Below are 14,719 nucleotides of genomic sequence, written 5' to 3' on the forward strand. Positions count from 1 at the left end.
TGTCGCCCAGCCTCATCCTTCCCATCCCGCAAATCGCTGTGGCCTGAGCCATGTCTGCTTCGGATTGCCGTTGCCCGAAAGCACGACGTCTGCCAACCAGCGCGCTGTGGCGGGGGCGGTATGCATGCCGATAGAGCCCATGCCGCCATGCACATAGAGCCCCTCGATAGCGGCGCGGCCCGCGACGGGCAGCCAGTCCGACAGCATCGGGCGGTTGCCGGGATAGACATTCGTCACCCAGGGTGAGCCGAGGCCGGGCAGCTTGCGCAGCGTGGGTGCCGCGATGCGGGCAACCATATCGGTGTTGCGCACCAGATCGCGAAAGGCCGGCTGCAACGAGGCGCCGAGTCTGGATATATTCGCGCAAGCTCATGTTTGTTGTGTAAGGTGGTCGTCGTCGGCCGCGCTTACCTTCCTTTGAAGAACTGGGAGCGAGCGCTGGGGCAGCAGCTTTGGCCTTCTCTCCGTCACAATCTCGGAGTGTACGCGTACGGATGAGGAGCCAATGGCCTGGCTTTCGAACGTCCAGCGCAGGTAGGCGGATGACGTTGGCGGCAGGAGCCGCTGAAGCAGCTGGCAGGAGGGGATCGTATGGTTGGATTTGCCGAAATGCAGCGGCCGCAGACGGTGGCCGAACAGGTCGCCATTGTGCTGCGCGAGGCGATCGTCGACGGTAGCCTGGCGGACGGCACGGCGCTGCGCCAGGACGAGCTTGCGCTGCGCTTCGGCTTCAGCCGCATGCCGATCCGCGACGCGCTGCGCCAGCTCGAGGCCGAAGGCATCGTCCAGATCCACCCGACCAAAGGTGCGCATGTCGCCTGCATGGACGCCACCGAGATCAGGGAGATCTTTGCCTTGCGCGACCTGCTCGAAAGCCAGGCGCTCAACCTGTCTGTCCCAGTGCTTGGCAGTGAAAAGCTCGACGAGGCAGCGCAGGTGCTCGCCCGCATCGACGCCGAGCCCGATGTCGCCCGTTGGGGGGTGCTGAACCGGGCCTTCCATCTGGCGCTTTACAGTGCCTGCGGCAACGCCCGGCTGCTCGGCCTGATCGAAGCGCACCACAATGCCGCCGACCGTTATGTCCGTATGCTCCTGTCCAGCCTCGACTATCGCGGCGTCTCGCAGGCCGAACACCGCGAACTGCTCGCCGCCTGCCGCAAGCGCGACGCGGCGGAAGCCGTGCGCGTGCTGAAGAAACATCTCCGCGATGGCATGGAAACGCTGGCCAAGGCCGGGATATTGCGGAACGGGTGACTTGTCCCACCTGCGCCTTTGCGCATAGCCTCAGCCAGGCTTGCGGGAGGAGAATCGCTTGGACACGACTGTCGTCATTGTCGGTGCCGGCCCCGCCGGCCTGGCGGTCGGCGCCTGCCTGAAGCGGGCAGGGGTGGATTTCGTCATCCTCGAAAAAGCCGGGCAGGTGGCGCCCGCCTGGCGGCGGCACTATCGTCGGCTGCATTTGCATACGGTCAAGTCGTTCTCTTCGCTGCCGTTCCAGCCATTTCCGAGGGACTATCCGCGCTACGTGCCGCGCGAACTGGTGGTTCGTTACCTCGACGACTACGCGAAAAAATTCGATTTGCACCCGCGCTTCGGCGTGACTGTGAAAGCCATTCGCCGCGACGACGGGTTTCTGGTTGAGGCGGGATCGGACACCCTCAGGGCGCGCCATGTCGTCGTCGCCAGCGGCAACAATGCCGAGCCGATCGTGCCCAGGCTTGCCGCCATCGATGCCTTCAAGGGCGAGGTTCTGCACAGCGCCGACTATACGCAAGCCGCGCCCTTTGCCGGCCGTTCGGTGCTGATCGTCGGCATGGGCAACACCGGCGCCGAGATCGCCCTCGACCTTGCCGAAGGCGGTGCGCACCCGACTATCTCTGTGCGCAAAGGCGTCCACATCGTACCGCGCCAGCTGTTCGGCGTGCCGATCCAGATGGTCGGCATCGCCAGCCGGCCAATGCCGCAGGCGCTGAACGATTGGATGTTCCCGATCATCCTCGATTTCGCGCTGGGCAAGCTCGAAAAATACGGCATCGTCCGGCCGAAACAGGGCATCCTGCAGCAGATCGACGAGGTCGGCCGCATCCCGGTCATCGATGTCGGCACGGTCGATGCCATCACCAAAGGCGCCATCAAGATAGCGCCCGACATAGTCCGTTTCACCGAGCACGGCGCCGCGTTCACCGACGGAAGGCAGGAAGCGTTCGACGCCGTCATCCTCGCCACTGGCTACCGTCCGGGCTACGAAAAGTTTCTGCCGGCGGAGCTGCAGCCGGAGCGCAGCGGCGTCAATGCCCGCTCCTCCGAGCTCGGCCTCTACCTCGTCGGCTTCTACAATCCGGTCACCGGTCTGCTCAGGGAAATAGGCCGGGAGGCGAAGGCGGTGGCGGCTGACATTGCGCGGCGGCGGTAAAGGGAGCGCTGTCAGCGAAGCTGCCAATCTCCCCCGCAAAGGGGGAGATCAGCTATCCTCCACACCCCCCTCATCCAGCAGCCATTGCCGCACCGCTTGCGTCGGCTCGGGGTGGCGCTGCTTGCGTGGCACCACGACATGGAAATCCTGCGTGCCGCGCATCTCCGCGTTGATTGGTTGCACCAGTCGGCCGGCGGCAATGTCGGCTGCGACCAGAAAACGGCTGGCCAGCGCGATGCCTTGGCCGGCTATGGCCGCGTCGATCGCCAGGCCGGTCTGGTTGAAGCGCATGCGTTTCGCCTCAGTGGCCATCTTCAAGCCGAGCGCTTTTTCCATGAACTCCGGCCACAGATTGTGCGCATCGTGCAGCAGGACGTGATGCTGGATATCGGTCGGCGCGATCTCGTTCGCGCCGGTCGGCAGCAGCGAAGGGCTGCAGATGGCGACGATCTGCTGTGGAAACAAAAGGTCGACCATCAGGCCGGCGCCGAAGGGCGGACGGCCTTGCCTGACCGCGATGTCGACGCCATCGGCCTGGAAACTCGACAGGCTTTCGCTGGCCAGAATGCGCAGATCGACAAGCGGATTGTGCGCGACGAACTCCGGCAGTTTCGGGATCAGCCATTTGGTGGCAAAGCTGGGCGTGACGCTGATCGTCAGCCGCGCCGGTTCGGGGCGCAACAGCAAGGTCGCCTCCGAGATCAGGTCGAAGGCGCGGCGGATGTTGGGCACATAGGCGCGGCCTTCGTCGGTCAGTGCCAGCCCGCGCGGCAGCCGCTCGAACAGTTTTGCGCCGAGATCGGCCTCCAGCCCACGAATATGCTGCGCCACTGCCCCTTGCGTCACGTTTAGTTCCTCCGCGGCGATGCGGAAGTTGAGGTGACGCGCGGCGGCCTCGAAGGCGCGCAGCGCATTCAACGGCGGCAGGCTCAGGAAGGCTTCGGGCATCCAGTAGTTTTTCTACAGCTTGATTTCAGGCTTTCTGGTTCGAACCAGCTAGCAAAACCGGTTATAGCACTGGTCAAAGCCCGGAAACATCACGTCTCGCCAACCCATGAAGGAAAATCAGATGAGTGTAGAAAAAGTGGCATTGGTCGTGGCTGGTGGCAGCGGCATGGGCGCGGCAGCGTCCAAGCGCCTGGCGGCGGATGGTTTCAAGGTTGCGATCCTGTCTTCCTCCGGCAAGGGCGAGGCCTTGGCCAAGGAACTTGGCGGCCTCGGCGTCACCGGCTCCAACCAGTCGAATGACGATCTGCAGCGGCTTGTCGACCTGACGCTCCAGCGCTACGGCCGCATCGACGTGCTGGTCAACAGCGGTGGCCACGGGCCGCGCGCGCCGATCCTGGAGATCACGGACGAGCAGTGGCACACCGGCATGGACGTCTACCTGCTCAACGTCATCCGGCCGGTGCGCATCGTGGCGCCGCAGATGGTCAAGCAGAAGGCCGGCGCCATCATCAACATCTCGACGGCCTGGGTGGTTGAGCCGAGCCCGATGTTCCCGACATCCGCTGTGTTCCGCGCCGGTCTCGCCGCCTATACCAAGATCTTCGCCAACACCTATGCCGCCGACAATGTGCGCATGAACAATGTCCTGCCCGGCTGGATCGACAGCCTGCCGGCCACCGAGGAGCGCCGCGACTCGGTGCCGATGCAGCGCTACGGCACCTCGGAGGAAATTGCCGCCACCATTGCCTTCCTCGCTTCGGAAGGCGCCGGCTACATCACTGGCCAGAACATCCGCGTCGACGGCGGCATCATCCGCGCCATCTGATCAAGCGGAGAAGATAGGCCAAAAACAAATAGATAGGGCCGTATCCCGAATCTTTTCGTGATCCGGCTCTATTTTCCGGTCATCAGATTGAAAACCAGCTGCCGCAGATTGCCGCCGGGACCGAATTCGACCTTGTCGAAGTCCCGGCTGGCCTGTCGCTGCGCCAGCGAGATTTCGGCAAGCTGCCGGGTCAGCTCGGCCCGGATCTTGCTGCAGCCGGGGTCATCGGCGATCGTCAGGCCGACGCTGACTGCTTCGATCTTGTGCACCATCTCGACGATGGCTGCGCCATGCACCTTTTCATGGGCGGCGAGCCCGGCGGCGAAAGTCTCCCAGCTCTTTTGCACGGCAGGCGACAGCGACGCGGCGGGCTTGGGCAAGGTGTAGGTGATGATGAGTTTCGGTCGCGCCGATCGCAGCACGCAGGCGCCGCCTTGCGGCTTGTAGTCCCTGGTCCAGGTCAGCTTGAAATTGGTGTGCGCAATGACCCGCCCCTTGCCGAGCAACGGGCCCGCTTTGCCGATCGATGCATAGAGTTCGGGGCCGTTTTGGCCCGATATGGCGTAGGTCTCGACCTTCTCGAGCGGCTTCCAGTCCGCGCGTGCAGGCGAGGCGAGCGACAAGGCCGCGAGCAGGACGAACAAAACGACTGGTTTCATACTGATGTCAAAGGGCTGCCACTGGTTATGCCCTTCGCTCTAGCATTGGGCGCGGCGACTGACAAAGCGGTGCAGGATTCAACCGCCGCGGCAGGCGGCGTCGTAATCGGCCAGAACCTGTCCGATCGCCGCGTGAAAAATCGCCTCGGGATTGCCAGCCGGTCCAAGTCCGGCCGGCAACGTCGGCAGGAATTGCCGCATCAGCGTTTCGGGGATGGCAATGCCGTGCAACGCCACGCGCAGGCGATCGACGGCAGCAACAGCAATGGGGTTGCTCCAATAATAGCGGATCCGGTCGCTGTAGCTGTAGTGGCGCTGCAGACGAAGGCTCTTCTCATCGCCATGATAGTGGCTGTGCCAATTGCCGGGCGACGCCAGCATCACCCGCTCCATTGTGCGTGCTAGCGATCTCTCGCCATAGTCCGCGACCATTTCGGAAGCGATCAGGTCGAGCCCGTAAAACGCCTCGCGCAAGGCGAATGTCAGGCCCGGGCCGACCTTGAGGATGGGAAAGCCGTTTGCGACAAGCGCCGTCAGCGCCGGACGGCTCTGATAGTCGGTGGAATGCGCCTCGTAGACCAGCGTCGGTTCCTCGTCGAGCAGTCCGGTCAGCGCCTTCGACGCCTCGGACCTGTAGGCGATGACATTCTGACTGCCGAACTCCACGCCTGGCTGCACCACCACGGCGATGACGCGGCCGAATGCTTCGGCGACGCCCTCCCGGGCGAAGATTTCGCGATGAACCTCTATCGTGCGGCGCGCCGCCGCCGCTTCGGTGGGTTTCAGGTCACTGATCGCGTGGTCAACGCCCCCGGGCGCGGGAACCTCGGTGCCGATGATGTAGACGGGTGGCACGCCGCCGGATTCGCGCGCTGCCTTTTCGGCCGCCCTGGCGAGCCGCGCCGCCCGCGTGGCGATGGTTTCGTCGTCGAGCGCGGCGGGCTCGCCCGCGCAGCCCATCGAGGCGTCGAGGTGGATCTTGCTGAAGCCCGCCCAGACGTAAGCCGTGACCATGGCTTCGGCCTTGGCCATCGCCTGCGCCGCCGGCTCGGTGCGCCAAGGGTTGGGTCCCAGGTGATCACCGCCGAAGATGATGCGCGAGGCCTCCAGCCCCTCCTTGCCGGCGATCTCCAGCACGAAGGCGACGAACAGGTCGGGCGTCATCCCGGTGTAGCCACCGAACTGGTTGACCTGGTTGCAGGTCGCCTCGATCAGCAGGCTGGCCTGTTCGTCGGAGACCGCACGCCGTATCGCCGTCTGGATCACCAGCGGATGCGCCGAGCAGATCGAGGTTATGCCGTACGGAGATCCGTTTGCCCGCGCGCTGGCGAGCCCTGCAAGCGAATTGATCGTCATGTCTGCCTCGCTGTACCGGCGATGAAGTCGTCAAGCCCATCGAAGCCGGCAACGCCCTCCATCGGGCCTTGCCGCGTGACGTTGCGGGCGCCGGCCGCATTGGCATAAAACAGCGCCTTGGCCGGCTCCATCCCGCCGCGCCGGCAGGTCAGGTAGGTCGCACCGAAACAGTCGCCGGCGCCGGTCGGGTCCACTTCCTCGACCACGAAGCCAGCGCAATCGATCCTGGTGCCGTCGGCGCCGAAATAGGAAGACCCGGAAGCGCCGCGCTTCAGTACGATCTCGCCGACCCCCCTGGCGATCAGCGCCGCCACCGCCTGGCGTTCGTCATCGACGCCGGCCGCGGCGGAGAGCTCGTCGCCGGACGGCAGCAGCAGGTCGGCATCGTCGACCAGTGCTGAAAACAGCGTGCCATCGGCGCCGTCGATCAGCTCCTTGCGCATATTCGGATCGAACGACGTCGAGCCACCGCGGGCGCGGACTGCTTGCACGGCGTGGGTGACGATCTCCCTCAGCCCGGCAACCGACAGCGTCGATCCCATGATGTGCAAATGGCCGGCTCTATCCGCCAGCAGGCGTGCAGCGGCGGTAAGGCGGATCTGCCCTGCGGCGGATTCGGCGATGTTGTAGACAAAGTCGCGGCCGCCATCGGGTCGGTAGCGTACGAACGCGCTTCCGGTGGGGTAGCGGTCGCTGACATCAACGGCCGAAACATCGACGCCGTCGCGCTTCAGTCTCTCCAGATTGGTCGTTCCGAAATCGTCGCGGCCGACGCAGCCGATAAGCCCGGCGCTGCCGCCCAGCCTTGCCACTTGGTCAATGAAGATCGCCGGTGCGCCGCTAGGGAATGGCCCGACCAGGGTCTGCGGCTCAACGAAGCCAAAACCCCGTTCTATCGCCATGATCTCGACCAGGATTTCGCCGGCGACAATCGTTGGTCCCACGGCCTCGGCGGCGATCTCCCTGCGGCGGCTCATTGCCTGCAATTTCGTCTCCCCCAAAGCCTTCCCTCCAGAGCCGCACGCGATGCGGTCCGCGGTGGACCGCACGATAGCGCCTGGCTGCGGGTCGAGGTAAATCGCGGCGAAAGCAAAGTCAAGGCAAAACTATACGCATGTACATTTTATGGGGCGAGTCGGTAACTTTATCAACGCGCCTGTCTGCGCACAGTCAAGCAGGAAGCGTGACTGTCGCGGCAAAATTCCGGCCATTTCTGCCTTGACAGTGGGTGTTTTGTAGCACAATGAAATATACACGCATGTTCAGTTATTCATGCGCATTCGTAAGGGAGGAATCGCAAATGCCAACGTGTAAGCTCATCGGAATTCTCGCCGTGTCGGCCGCTGCTTCGGCGCTCACGACGGGCGCGGCGCTCGCCACGGAAATCACGGTTGCCACGGTCAACAATGGCGACATGATCATCATGCAGAAGCTGTCGCCGGAATGGGAGAAGGCGACCGGTAACAAGGTCAACTGGGTGGTGCTGGAGGAGAACGTTCTGCGCGAACGCGTCACAACCGACATCGCCACCAAGGCCGGCCAGTTCGATGTTCTCACTATCGGCGGCTATGAGACGCCGATCTGGGGCAAGGCAGGCTGGCTGACGTCCCTCAACGATCTCGGCGACGATTATGACTATGACGATCTGATCACGCCGGTGCGCAGCGGCCTGACAGTCGACGGCAATCTCTATGCCGTGCCATTCTATGCCGAAAGCTCGTTCACGCTCTACCGCAAGGACCTTTTCGACGCCGCCGGCCTGAAGATGCCGGAGCAGCCGACCTACGACCAGATCACAGAATTCGCCGACAAGCTCACTGACAAGTCGAAGGAACAATATGGGCTCTGCCTGCGCGGCAAGCCGGGCTGGGGCGAGAACATGGCCTTCGTCGGCACGCTGGTGAACACATTCGGTGGCCGCTGGTTCGACATGGACTGGAAGCCGCAGATCAATTCGCCCGAGTGGAAGAAGGCGATCGGCTGGTATGTCGACACGATGAAGAAGGACGGTCCTCCGGGCGTCAGCTCCAACGGCTTCAACGAGAACCAGACGCTGTTCGCGTCGGGCCATTGCGCCATGTGGATCGACGCCACCTCGGCGGCGGGCCGCGTCTACGATCCGAAGCAGAGCAAGGTCGCCGACAAGGTGGCCTTCGCCAAGGCGCCGGTGGCGGTCACGCCCAACGGCTCGGCCTGGGGCTGGGCATGGAGCCTCGCCATCCCGGCCTCGTCCAAGAAGGCGGACGCCGCGAAGTCCTTCGTCAAGTGGGCGACCTCGAAAGCCTATGTCCAGCGCGTCGGCGAGACCGAGGGCTGGGTCGCGGCACCTCCGGGAACGCGCAAATCCACCTATGCCAGCGCGGACTACCAGAAGGCCGCGCCCTTCGCCGCGACGGTGCTTTCGGCGATCGAATCCGCCGACCCAACCAAGCAGACCAAGGATCCGGTGCCTTATACCGGCATCCAGTTCGTTGCCATCCCTGAGTTCCAAGGCATTGGCACCGAGGTCGGCCAGGCGGTCGCCGCCGCCGTCACCGGCCAGAAGTCGGTCGACGACGTGCTGGCCGGCGCTCAGACCGAAGTGGAGCGGACCATGACCGAGGCCGGCTACATCAAATAGGCAATAGCAACGCCAGGAGCGGAGCGTGTGCCGCTCCTGGCGATCCGGCCTGTCCAGACCTCCCGTTGCAGCAGGCCGGGAGGATGCACGGACCCCGCCAGAGCATTTTAGGGTCCGTGCGTTCTCCAAAAGGCCACGCACTGGCCGCCGCCTGGCGGTCCGGATATCGTTTCTTGAAACTCGGGAAAAAATCGCAATGAAGCTGACCGACAAGATTGCCCTGATCACAGGCGGCGCGCGCGGCATCGGGCTGGGCTTCGCGCAAGCCTTTGTCCGCGAGGGCGCCAAAGTTGTGATCGCCGACATCGACATCGATCGCGCGACCAAGGCGGCCGCCGCGATCGGTCCGGCGGCAAGCGCCGTCTGGCTCGACGTCACCGACCTCGATGCGATCGAGACTGTCGTGGCCGAGATCGATAAGAAATTCGGCGGCATCGATATACTCGTCAACAACGCGGCCATCTTCGACATGGCGCCGATCACCGATATCACCGAAGCAAGCTATGACCGTGTCTTCGACATCAATCTCAAGGCCCCGCTGTTCGTGATGAAGGCGGTGGCCAATGTCATGATCGCGCGCGGCCGCGGCGGCAAGATCATCAACATGGCGAGCCAGGCCGGCCGCCGCGGTGAAGCTCTCGTGACGCTTTACTGCGCCTCCAAGGCGGCGATCATTTCGGCGACGCAATCAGCGGCACTGGCGCTGGTCAAGCATGGCATCAACGTCAATGCCATCGCCCCCGGCGTCGTCGACGGCGAACATTGGGAAGTCGTCGATGCCCACTTCGCCCGCTGGGAGGGATTGAAGCCCGGCGAGAAGAAAGCGGCGGTGGCGAAATCCGTGCCCATCGGCCGTTTCGCGCGGCCCGAGGACGTTGCCGGCCTCGCCGTCTTTCTCGCCTCTTCCGACAGCGACTACATCCTGGCCCAGACCTACAATGTCGACGGCGGCAACTGGATGAGTTGAGACGCCGGCGCCCACTCGGAACGTCAAGACGAGAGGACACAATGAAAGCCATCCGATTTTCCGGCGCTGGTATTGCCGGCATGGCGGAGCTGGATTTGCCAGACATCGCGCCCGGGCATGCGCTGGTGCGGGTCCGTGCCGCCGGCCTCTGCCACACCGACATCGAGGTGCTGCATGGCCGCTATGGCGAGGGAGCGTTCCCCCTCGTTCCCGGCCATGAATATGCCGGTGTCGTCGAAGCCGTCGCGGGAGACGTCACCGCCGTGCGGCCCGGCGACCGGGTCGCCGTCGACCCCAACATACCTTGCGGCCATTGCGCCAGCTGCAGGAAGGGTCTCGCCAATCTGTGCGCTTCGCTCAAAGCCTATGGCGTGACCGAGGACGGCGGCTTCGCCGAGTTCAGCCTCGTCGCCGTCGATCATCTGTATGATATCGGCGAACTCGGCTTCGCCACCGCCGCATTGGCCGAGCCGCTTGCCTGCGTGCTCAACGGCCTCGGCGCCGCCGGCATCGAGCAGCGCATGCCAGCCACCGCACTGGTCTTCGGCGCCGGGCCGATCGGTCTGCTGCTGGCGCTGTCGCTGAAGGCGACGGGGGTGGCAAAGGTGGCTGTCGCCGACCTCAGCGAGCCGCGCCTTGCCTTCGCCGAGGCGCTCGGACTAGAGCCGCTAATGTCTGGATCGCAGGTGCTTTCGGCAAAGGCGCGGTGCTTCGATTTCGTCGCCGACGCCACCGGCGTCGCCAAAGTGGTCGAAGGCATGATCGGCTTCACCGCGGATGGCGGCACGGCACTCGTCTTCGGCGTCTGCCCCCCCGATGCCAGGATCTCGGTGGCGCCGTTCGAGATCTTCCGCCGGCAGATCAGGCTGGCCGGCTCGCATTCGCTGAACCGCAACATCCCGCAGGCGCTCGACATCCTCAAGCGCGACGACGGCACCATGGCGAGGCTGGTCAGCCACCGCTTACCGCTTGCCGAAATGCTGCCCTTCTTCGCCAAGACGAGCGGCGATCCAGCGACGATGAAAGTCCAGTTTGCGGCTGATATTTGAATGAGGATGCACGGCACGTCATGAACCGGCAAACTGGCTCTACCACCGGTGAAACCTTGCTGCTTTGCGCGGCAGGGTGACTCACGTAGACAGGGACGGGAAGGTCGAACAGGGGCGGCAGATGGCAAAGACGATAAGGACGATGGAGGATTTCTCGGACTTCGTCGGCTTGTCTCGCACTACCGTCTCCAAATATTTCAACGACCCTAGTTCCGTCCGCAAGAACACCCGCAGCGCCATCGAGGCGGCGCTGAAGAAATCCGATTTCCGGCCGAGCATGTTCGCGGTCAACCTCAACCGCCGCCGCAGCAACATCCTCGGCGTCATCATCCCGAACTCGACCGACCCGTTCTACATGGCGCTGACCCGCCGCATCGAGCTGATCGCCAACGAGGCCGGCTTCCTGGCCTTCGTGCTGTCCTCCGACGGCCGCGCCGAAATGGAGGACCAGGCGATCCAGACGTTTCGCTCGATGAACATTGCCGGTGCCATTATCGCGCCGCTCGGCGTGCAGTCACACCACCGCATCCTGGCCGAGCTCGGATCGAGCATCCCGCTGATCTATGTCGACTCGCCGCTCGACGAGACATCCTCCTTCGTCGGCACCGACAACCGGCAGAGTTTCAGGCTGATCGTCGATTATCTCTGCCGCTCCGGCGAGCCGCCCTGCTACTTCGCCATGCCTCTGGTCAACAACAATGCCTCGGCGCGCCAGGACGCCTATGTCGAGGCCATGCGGCAGTTCAAGATGACGCCGTCGATCGTGCCGGTCGAGGACGTGCGCTCGTGGGATTTCGAAAAGTTCGGCTATGACGAGGCGATGCGCATCCTGAAAAGTAGCGGCTTTCCGACCAAAACCGTGCTGTGCGCCAACGATCGCGTCGCCTTCGGCGTGCTCGGCGCCGCCTTCCAGCTCGGACTGAAGGTCGGCCACGGGGCGGATTGCGACTTCAGGGTCGCCGGCCATGACGACCATCCGCTGTCGCGCTATGCCTGCCCGCCGATCACCACAGTAGCGCAGAATTACAACGAGATCGGCCGCCTCGCCATCGGCCTGCTGCTCGAGCGGCTGGATGAGGACGCGTCCGCCGCAAAGCGGGCAGGCGCGCGCATACTGCTCAACGCCGAGCTGATGCTGCGCAGTTCGGCGTAAGTAGCCGATCTCCTGCGTTCATATCGCAGGATTCGGGTGGCAACTGTCGCGGATCCCATGCATGGCTGGCGGCGACCGCAGCGAAAGGACAGCCATGCTCACGCTTCATGATTACCTGCCATCGCAAAACGGCTGGAAGGCAAGAGTTGTACTGGGGCTGCTCGACATTCCTTATGACAGCCGCCTGGTGTCGATCTTCGAGGGTGAGAGCCACACCGACGCCTTCCTGAAGCTCAACCCGGCCGGTGCCGTCCCGGTGCTTGAGTTGGAGGATGGCCGCGCGATCGCTGAATCGAATGCGATCCTCATTTACCTCGCCGAGGGCACGCCGTTTCTGCCGGCCGACCGCTATGTCAACGCCAAGATCATGCAATGGCTGTTCTTCGAACAGTACCATGTCGAGCCGGTTATCGGGTCGCTGCGTTTCTGGACGCTGACCGGAAGGCTGGAGCGCAACCAGGCGATGGTCGCGGCCAAGCGCGAAGCCAGCGCCCGCACGCTCGCCGCGCTGGAGCGCAGCCTGAACGATACGCCGTTCCTTGTCGGCGACACGCTCACCGTCGCCGACATCGCCGTCTATGCCTACGGCCACCTGGCCGAAGATTGCGCCTTCGCGCTGGCGGACTATCCGGCTGTCCTCGCCTGGATGGATCGAGTGGCGGCTGCCATCGGTCCCGGCTATCCCGTGCATGCCTACGGCATCGATCCGCATTCCAATGCCTGACGGCAAAAGCCGCGCGTTCACCTTGTCTCACCGAAAACAAGACCCAGATTCTGTCTGTCGGCGGGGTTCGAGCTCGCAATCCGCCGGCTGGATGCCGCATCCCGGCGTCATCTCGACGACAGGCCGGCACCTTGCATGGAGGTGACCATGACACGCGACGACATCATTTCGGTGTTAGGCCCGGTAGACGAGGCGGTCATTGCCGACATCGCGCTGACCGGCGCTAGCCTTGAAGAACTGCGCGAGGCCTTCGCCTGGCTTGGCGCCGACGAGGCGCTGGTCAACGAAGGCCGCCCCTTGCCTGGAACGAAGGTGGCGCGGCTGATCGAGATCCTCGACATGCCCGAGGACGAGGATGGCCCGGTGGCGCCGGCGATGGGGTTTCAGTAGGGCCTCACTTCTACGCCCTCGACAGCAGCCTGCGCATGATCACCGAGGCGTGGCCGGCGACGCCGTGCGCGGCCGGCCGGCGCTCGACCGCCTCGAAGCCGTGCTTGCGGTAGAAGGCGATCGCCCGGTCATTGCCTTCGATCACTTCCAGCGCAATCGAGGGAATGCCGGCATGGGCGGCGAGCACGGCGTGCAGCAGGTCGGTGGCGAGCCCGCTGCCGAACTCGGTCTTGTCGATATGCAGCCGGTCGAGCAGGACATCGCCACGATCGTCCATCGCCGCCATCGCATAACCGGCGATCGACCCGTCCGGCCGCTCGGCCACGAACGACATCTTGTTGTCATCGCTGAGTTCCTCAGCCAGCCGCTCAGGCGCGTGCTTGTCGTCGGAGAGCCGCGCGGTGATCGCAGCTCCCATGATCGGTGAATAGGTGCGCCGCCAGGATTCGCCCAATAGGCGCGACACCGACGGCACGTCTTTTACGGTCATGGCTCTGATCTGGGTCATCGCCTGCGATCATGCCGAGATCGCGCCGGCAATCAAGAGCCGCGCAGGGTGCGAAAAAAGGATCGTCCTACCGATCGATCGTCGTCATTACCCGCTCATTGTAGCGCGGGCCTGCGACCTTGCCTGGCGCAAGCGCAGCGTCAAGCGCAGCCATTTCGGTGGGCTCGAGCCGGATCGCCGCCGCCGCGACATTCTCCTCCAGATACTTGCGCCGCTTGGTGCCGGGAATCGGCACGATGTCGATGCCGAAACTGTCGCCCTTGGCGAGCACCCAGGCCAGCGCGATCTGTGCGGGTTTCACTCCCTTCGCAGCTGCGACCTCTTGCACCGCAGCGGCTGCGGCGACGTTGGCATCGAAATTGGCGCCCTGGTAGCGCGGGTCGCCGCGGCGGAAATCGCCTTCGGGATACTCCTCGGCGCGCTTGACGGCGCCGGCGAGGAAGCCGCGGCCGAGCGGCGCGAACGGCACTAGGCCGATGCCGAGCTTTTCGAGCAACGGGATGATCTCCGGCTCCAGGTTGCGCTCCCAAAGCGAATATTCGCTCTGCAGCGCCGACACCGGGTGCACGGCATGCGCCCGGCTGATGTTGGCCGCACCTGCCTCCGACAGGCCGAAGAAGCGCACCTTGCCCTCGGCAACCAGCCGGCCGATCGTACCGGCGACGTCTTCCATCGGTACAGCAGGGTCGACGCGGTGCTGGTAGTAGAGGTCGACATGGTCGGTGCCGAGCCGCTTCAGCGACCCCTCCAGCGCCTCGCGAATATGGTCGGGCCGGCTGTCTCGCTCCGTGCCCACCTGTCTGCCGTTTTCGATGCGGAAGCCGAATTTGGTGGCGATGGTCACCTCATCGCGCCGGCCCTTCAGCGCTCGCCCGAGCAATTCTTCATTGGCATAGGCGCCGTAGACTTCCGCCGTGTCAAGGAAGGTACAGCCGAGTTCAATGGCGCGGTGCAAGGTGGCGATCGATTCTGCCTCATCGGCCGGACCGTAAGACTGGCTCATGCCCATGCAGCCGAGGCCGATCGCCGACACTTGCAGGCCCTGGCTGCCGAGTTTGCGGGTTCTGAGGGTCATTGCTGTTCTCCTTGAGAGCACGGAGAAACTA

The 14,719-nt window shown here is 64.1% G+C and carries 16 protein-coding genes; 9 read left to right on the top strand and 7 right to left on the bottom strand.

Annotated features, from left to right (window positions below; all coding sequences use genetic code 11):
• Nucleotides 1–12: 12 nt before the first annotated feature.
• Nucleotides 13–336, bottom strand: coding sequence for an FAD-dependent oxidoreductase (locus tag ACWGTI_RS19935; RefSeq protein WP_454588689.1), 324 nt, complete (start codon nucleotides 334–336; stop codon nucleotides 13–15).
• Nucleotides 337–591: 255 nt separating this feature from the next.
• On the opposite strand from ACWGTI_RS19935, the gene ACWGTI_RS19940 reads away from it, so the two are divergent.
• Both ACWGTI_RS19940 and ACWGTI_RS19945 read left to right on the top strand, forming a co-directional pair.
• Nucleotides 592–1,254 (top strand): GntR family transcriptional regulator, encoded by a 663-nt coding sequence (locus tag ACWGTI_RS19940; protein WP_454588690.1) that lies wholly within the window; start codon nucleotides 592–594, stop codon nucleotides 1,252–1,254.
• A gap of 58 nt (nucleotides 1,255–1,312) precedes the next feature.
• A complete protein-coding gene (locus tag ACWGTI_RS19945; RefSeq protein WP_454588691.1) occupies nucleotides 1,313–2,413 on the top strand; it encodes a flavin-containing monooxygenase in 1,101 nt (366 codons plus the stop codon).
• 48 nt (nucleotides 2,414–2,461) lie between these two features.
• Here the strand turns inward: ACWGTI_RS19945 and gcvA are convergent, their stop codons facing one another.
• Nucleotides 2,462–3,361: a transcriptional regulator GcvA gene (gene gcvA, locus ACWGTI_RS19950; protein WP_454588692.1), complete on the bottom strand. Its 900-nt coding sequence runs from the start codon at nucleotides 3,359–3,361 to the stop codon at nucleotides 2,462–2,464.
• A 121-nt stretch (nucleotides 3,362–3,482) separates the two neighbouring features.
• Here gcvA and ACWGTI_RS19955 point away from each other — a divergent pair, with 121 nt between their 5' ends.
• Nucleotides 3,483–4,187 (top strand): SDR family oxidoreductase, encoded by a 705-nt coding sequence (locus ACWGTI_RS19955; RefSeq protein ID WP_454588693.1) that lies wholly within the window; start codon nucleotides 3,483–3,485, stop codon nucleotides 4,185–4,187.
• A gap of 68 nt (nucleotides 4,188–4,255) precedes the next feature.
• Here ACWGTI_RS19955 and ACWGTI_RS19960 read toward each other — a convergent pair whose 3' ends face one another.
• The 3 genes from ACWGTI_RS19960 to ACWGTI_RS19970 form a co-directional block, all read right to left on the bottom strand.
• The gene (locus ACWGTI_RS19960) at nucleotides 4,256–4,846 is read right to left on the bottom strand and encodes a DUF922 domain-containing Zn-dependent protease (RefSeq protein WP_454588694.1); all 591 of its coding nucleotides are present in this window, start codon (nucleotides 4,844–4,846) and stop codon (nucleotides 4,256–4,258) included.
• A 78-nt stretch (nucleotides 4,847–4,924) separates the two neighbouring features.
• Nucleotides 4,925–6,202, bottom strand: a complete 1,278-nt coding sequence (locus ACWGTI_RS19965; protein WP_454588695.1) for a D-tagatose-bisphosphate aldolase, class II, non-catalytic subunit — start codon at nucleotides 6,200–6,202, stop codon at nucleotides 4,925–4,927.
• Entirely contained in the window at nucleotides 6,199–7,179 is a 981-nt protein-coding gene (locus ACWGTI_RS19970; protein WP_454588696.1) for a tagatose kinase, read from the bottom strand. The genes ACWGTI_RS19965 and ACWGTI_RS19970 overlap by 4 nt, the downstream gene beginning before the upstream one ends.
• A gap of 323 nt (nucleotides 7,180–7,502) precedes the next feature.
• On the opposite strand from ACWGTI_RS19970, the gene ACWGTI_RS19975 reads away from it, so the two are divergent.
• From ACWGTI_RS19975 to ACWGTI_RS20000, 6 genes are all read left to right on the top strand, one after another.
• Nucleotides 7,503–8,822 carry an ABC transporter substrate-binding protein gene (locus ACWGTI_RS19975; protein WP_454588697.1) on the top strand — a complete coding sequence of 440 codons (1,320 nt, stop codon included), beginning with the start codon at nucleotides 7,503–7,505 and terminating at the stop codon, nucleotides 8,820–8,822.
• Nucleotides 8,823–9,018: 196 nt separating this feature from the next.
• Complete coding sequence (locus ACWGTI_RS19980; RefSeq protein ID WP_454578292.1) at nucleotides 9,019–9,789, top strand: L-iditol 2-dehydrogenase; 771 nt, start codon at nucleotides 9,019–9,021, stop codon at nucleotides 9,787–9,789.
• A gap of 41 nt (nucleotides 9,790–9,830) precedes the next feature.
• On the top strand, nucleotides 9,831–10,838 hold the full coding sequence (locus ACWGTI_RS19985) for a zinc-dependent alcohol dehydrogenase family protein (protein ID WP_454588698.1): 1,008 nt from the start codon (nucleotides 9,831–9,833) through the stop codon (nucleotides 10,836–10,838).
• 142 nt (nucleotides 10,839–10,980) lie between these two features.
• A complete protein-coding gene (locus ACWGTI_RS19990; RefSeq protein ID WP_454578305.1) occupies nucleotides 10,981–11,991 on the top strand; it encodes a LacI family DNA-binding transcriptional regulator in 1,011 nt (336 codons plus the stop codon).
• Nucleotides 11,992–12,085: 94 nt separating this feature from the next.
• On the top strand, nucleotides 12,086–12,715 hold the full coding sequence (locus ACWGTI_RS19995) for a glutathione S-transferase family protein (RefSeq protein ID WP_454588832.1): 630 nt from the start codon (nucleotides 12,086–12,088) through the stop codon (nucleotides 12,713–12,715).
• Nucleotides 12,716–12,862: 147 nt separating this feature from the next.
• The gene (locus ACWGTI_RS20000) at nucleotides 12,863–13,105 is read left to right on the top strand and encodes a hypothetical protein (protein ID WP_454588699.1); all 243 of its coding nucleotides are present in this window, start codon (nucleotides 12,863–12,865) and stop codon (nucleotides 13,103–13,105) included.
• Nucleotides 13,106–13,115: 10 nt separating this feature from the next.
• Here ACWGTI_RS20000 and ACWGTI_RS20005 read toward each other — a convergent pair whose 3' ends face one another.
• Together ACWGTI_RS20005 and ACWGTI_RS20010 are read right to left on the bottom strand one after the other, a co-directional pair.
• Nucleotides 13,116–13,613: an N-acetyltransferase family protein gene (locus tag ACWGTI_RS20005; protein WP_454588700.1), complete on the bottom strand. Its 498-nt coding sequence runs from the start codon at nucleotides 13,611–13,613 to the stop codon at nucleotides 13,116–13,118.
• 67 nt (nucleotides 13,614–13,680) lie between these two features.
• Complete coding sequence (locus tag ACWGTI_RS20010) at nucleotides 13,681–14,688, bottom strand: aldo/keto reductase (protein WP_454588701.1); 1,008 nt, start codon at nucleotides 14,686–14,688, stop codon at nucleotides 13,681–13,683.
• Nucleotides 14,689–14,719: the final 31 nt, after the last annotated feature.

Source organism: Mesorhizobium sp. ArgA1 (assembly GCF_053714375.1).

Bases quoted from the DNA above. Each gene is read 5' to 3' on its own strand.
- ACWGTI_RS19940 (WP_454588690.1), top strand. From the start codon at position 592: ATGGTTGGATTTGCCGAAATGCAGCGGCCGCAGACGGTGGCCGAACAG.
- gcvA (WP_454588692.1), bottom strand. From the start codon at position 3,361: ATGCCCGAAGCCTTCCTGAGCCTGCCGCCGTTGAATGCGCTGCGCGCC.
- ACWGTI_RS19955 (WP_454588693.1), top strand. From the start codon at position 3,483: ATGAGTGTAGAAAAAGTGGCATTGGTCGTGGCTGGTGGCAGCGGCATG.
- ACWGTI_RS19960 (WP_454588694.1), bottom strand. From the start codon at position 4,846: ATGAAACCAGTCGTTTTGTTCGTCCTGCTCGCGGCCTTGTCGCTCGCC.
- ACWGTI_RS19965 (WP_454588695.1), bottom strand. From the start codon at position 6,202: ATGACGATCAATTCGCTTGCAGGGCTCGCCAGCGCGCGGGCAAACGGA.
- ACWGTI_RS19970 (WP_454588696.1), bottom strand. From the start codon at position 7,179: ATGAGCCGCCGCAGGGAGATCGCCGCCGAGGCCGTGGGACCAACGATT.
- ACWGTI_RS19975 (WP_454588697.1), top strand. From the start codon at position 7,503: ATGCCAACGTGTAAGCTCATCGGAATTCTCGCCGTGTCGGCCGCTGCT.
- ACWGTI_RS19980 (WP_454578292.1), top strand. From the start codon at position 9,019: ATGAAGCTGACCGACAAGATTGCCCTGATCACAGGCGGCGCGCGCGGC.
- ACWGTI_RS19985 (WP_454588698.1), top strand. From the start codon at position 9,831: ATGAAAGCCATCCGATTTTCCGGCGCTGGTATTGCCGGCATGGCGGAG.
- ACWGTI_RS19990 (WP_454578305.1), top strand. From the start codon at position 10,981: ATGGAGGATTTCTCGGACTTCGTCGGCTTGTCTCGCACTACCGTCTCC.
- ACWGTI_RS19995 (WP_454588832.1), top strand. From the start codon at position 12,086: ATGCTCACGCTTCATGATTACCTGCCATCGCAAAACGGCTGGAAGGCA.
- ACWGTI_RS20000 (WP_454588699.1), top strand. From the start codon at position 12,863: ATGACACGCGACGACATCATTTCGGTGTTAGGCCCGGTAGACGAGGCG.
- ACWGTI_RS20005 (WP_454588700.1), bottom strand. From the start codon at position 13,613: ATGACCCAGATCAGAGCCATGACCGTAAAAGACGTGCCGTCGGTGTCG.
- ACWGTI_RS20010 (WP_454588701.1), bottom strand. From the start codon at position 14,688: ATGACCCTCAGAACCCGCAAACTCGGCAGCCAGGGCCTGCAAGTGTCG.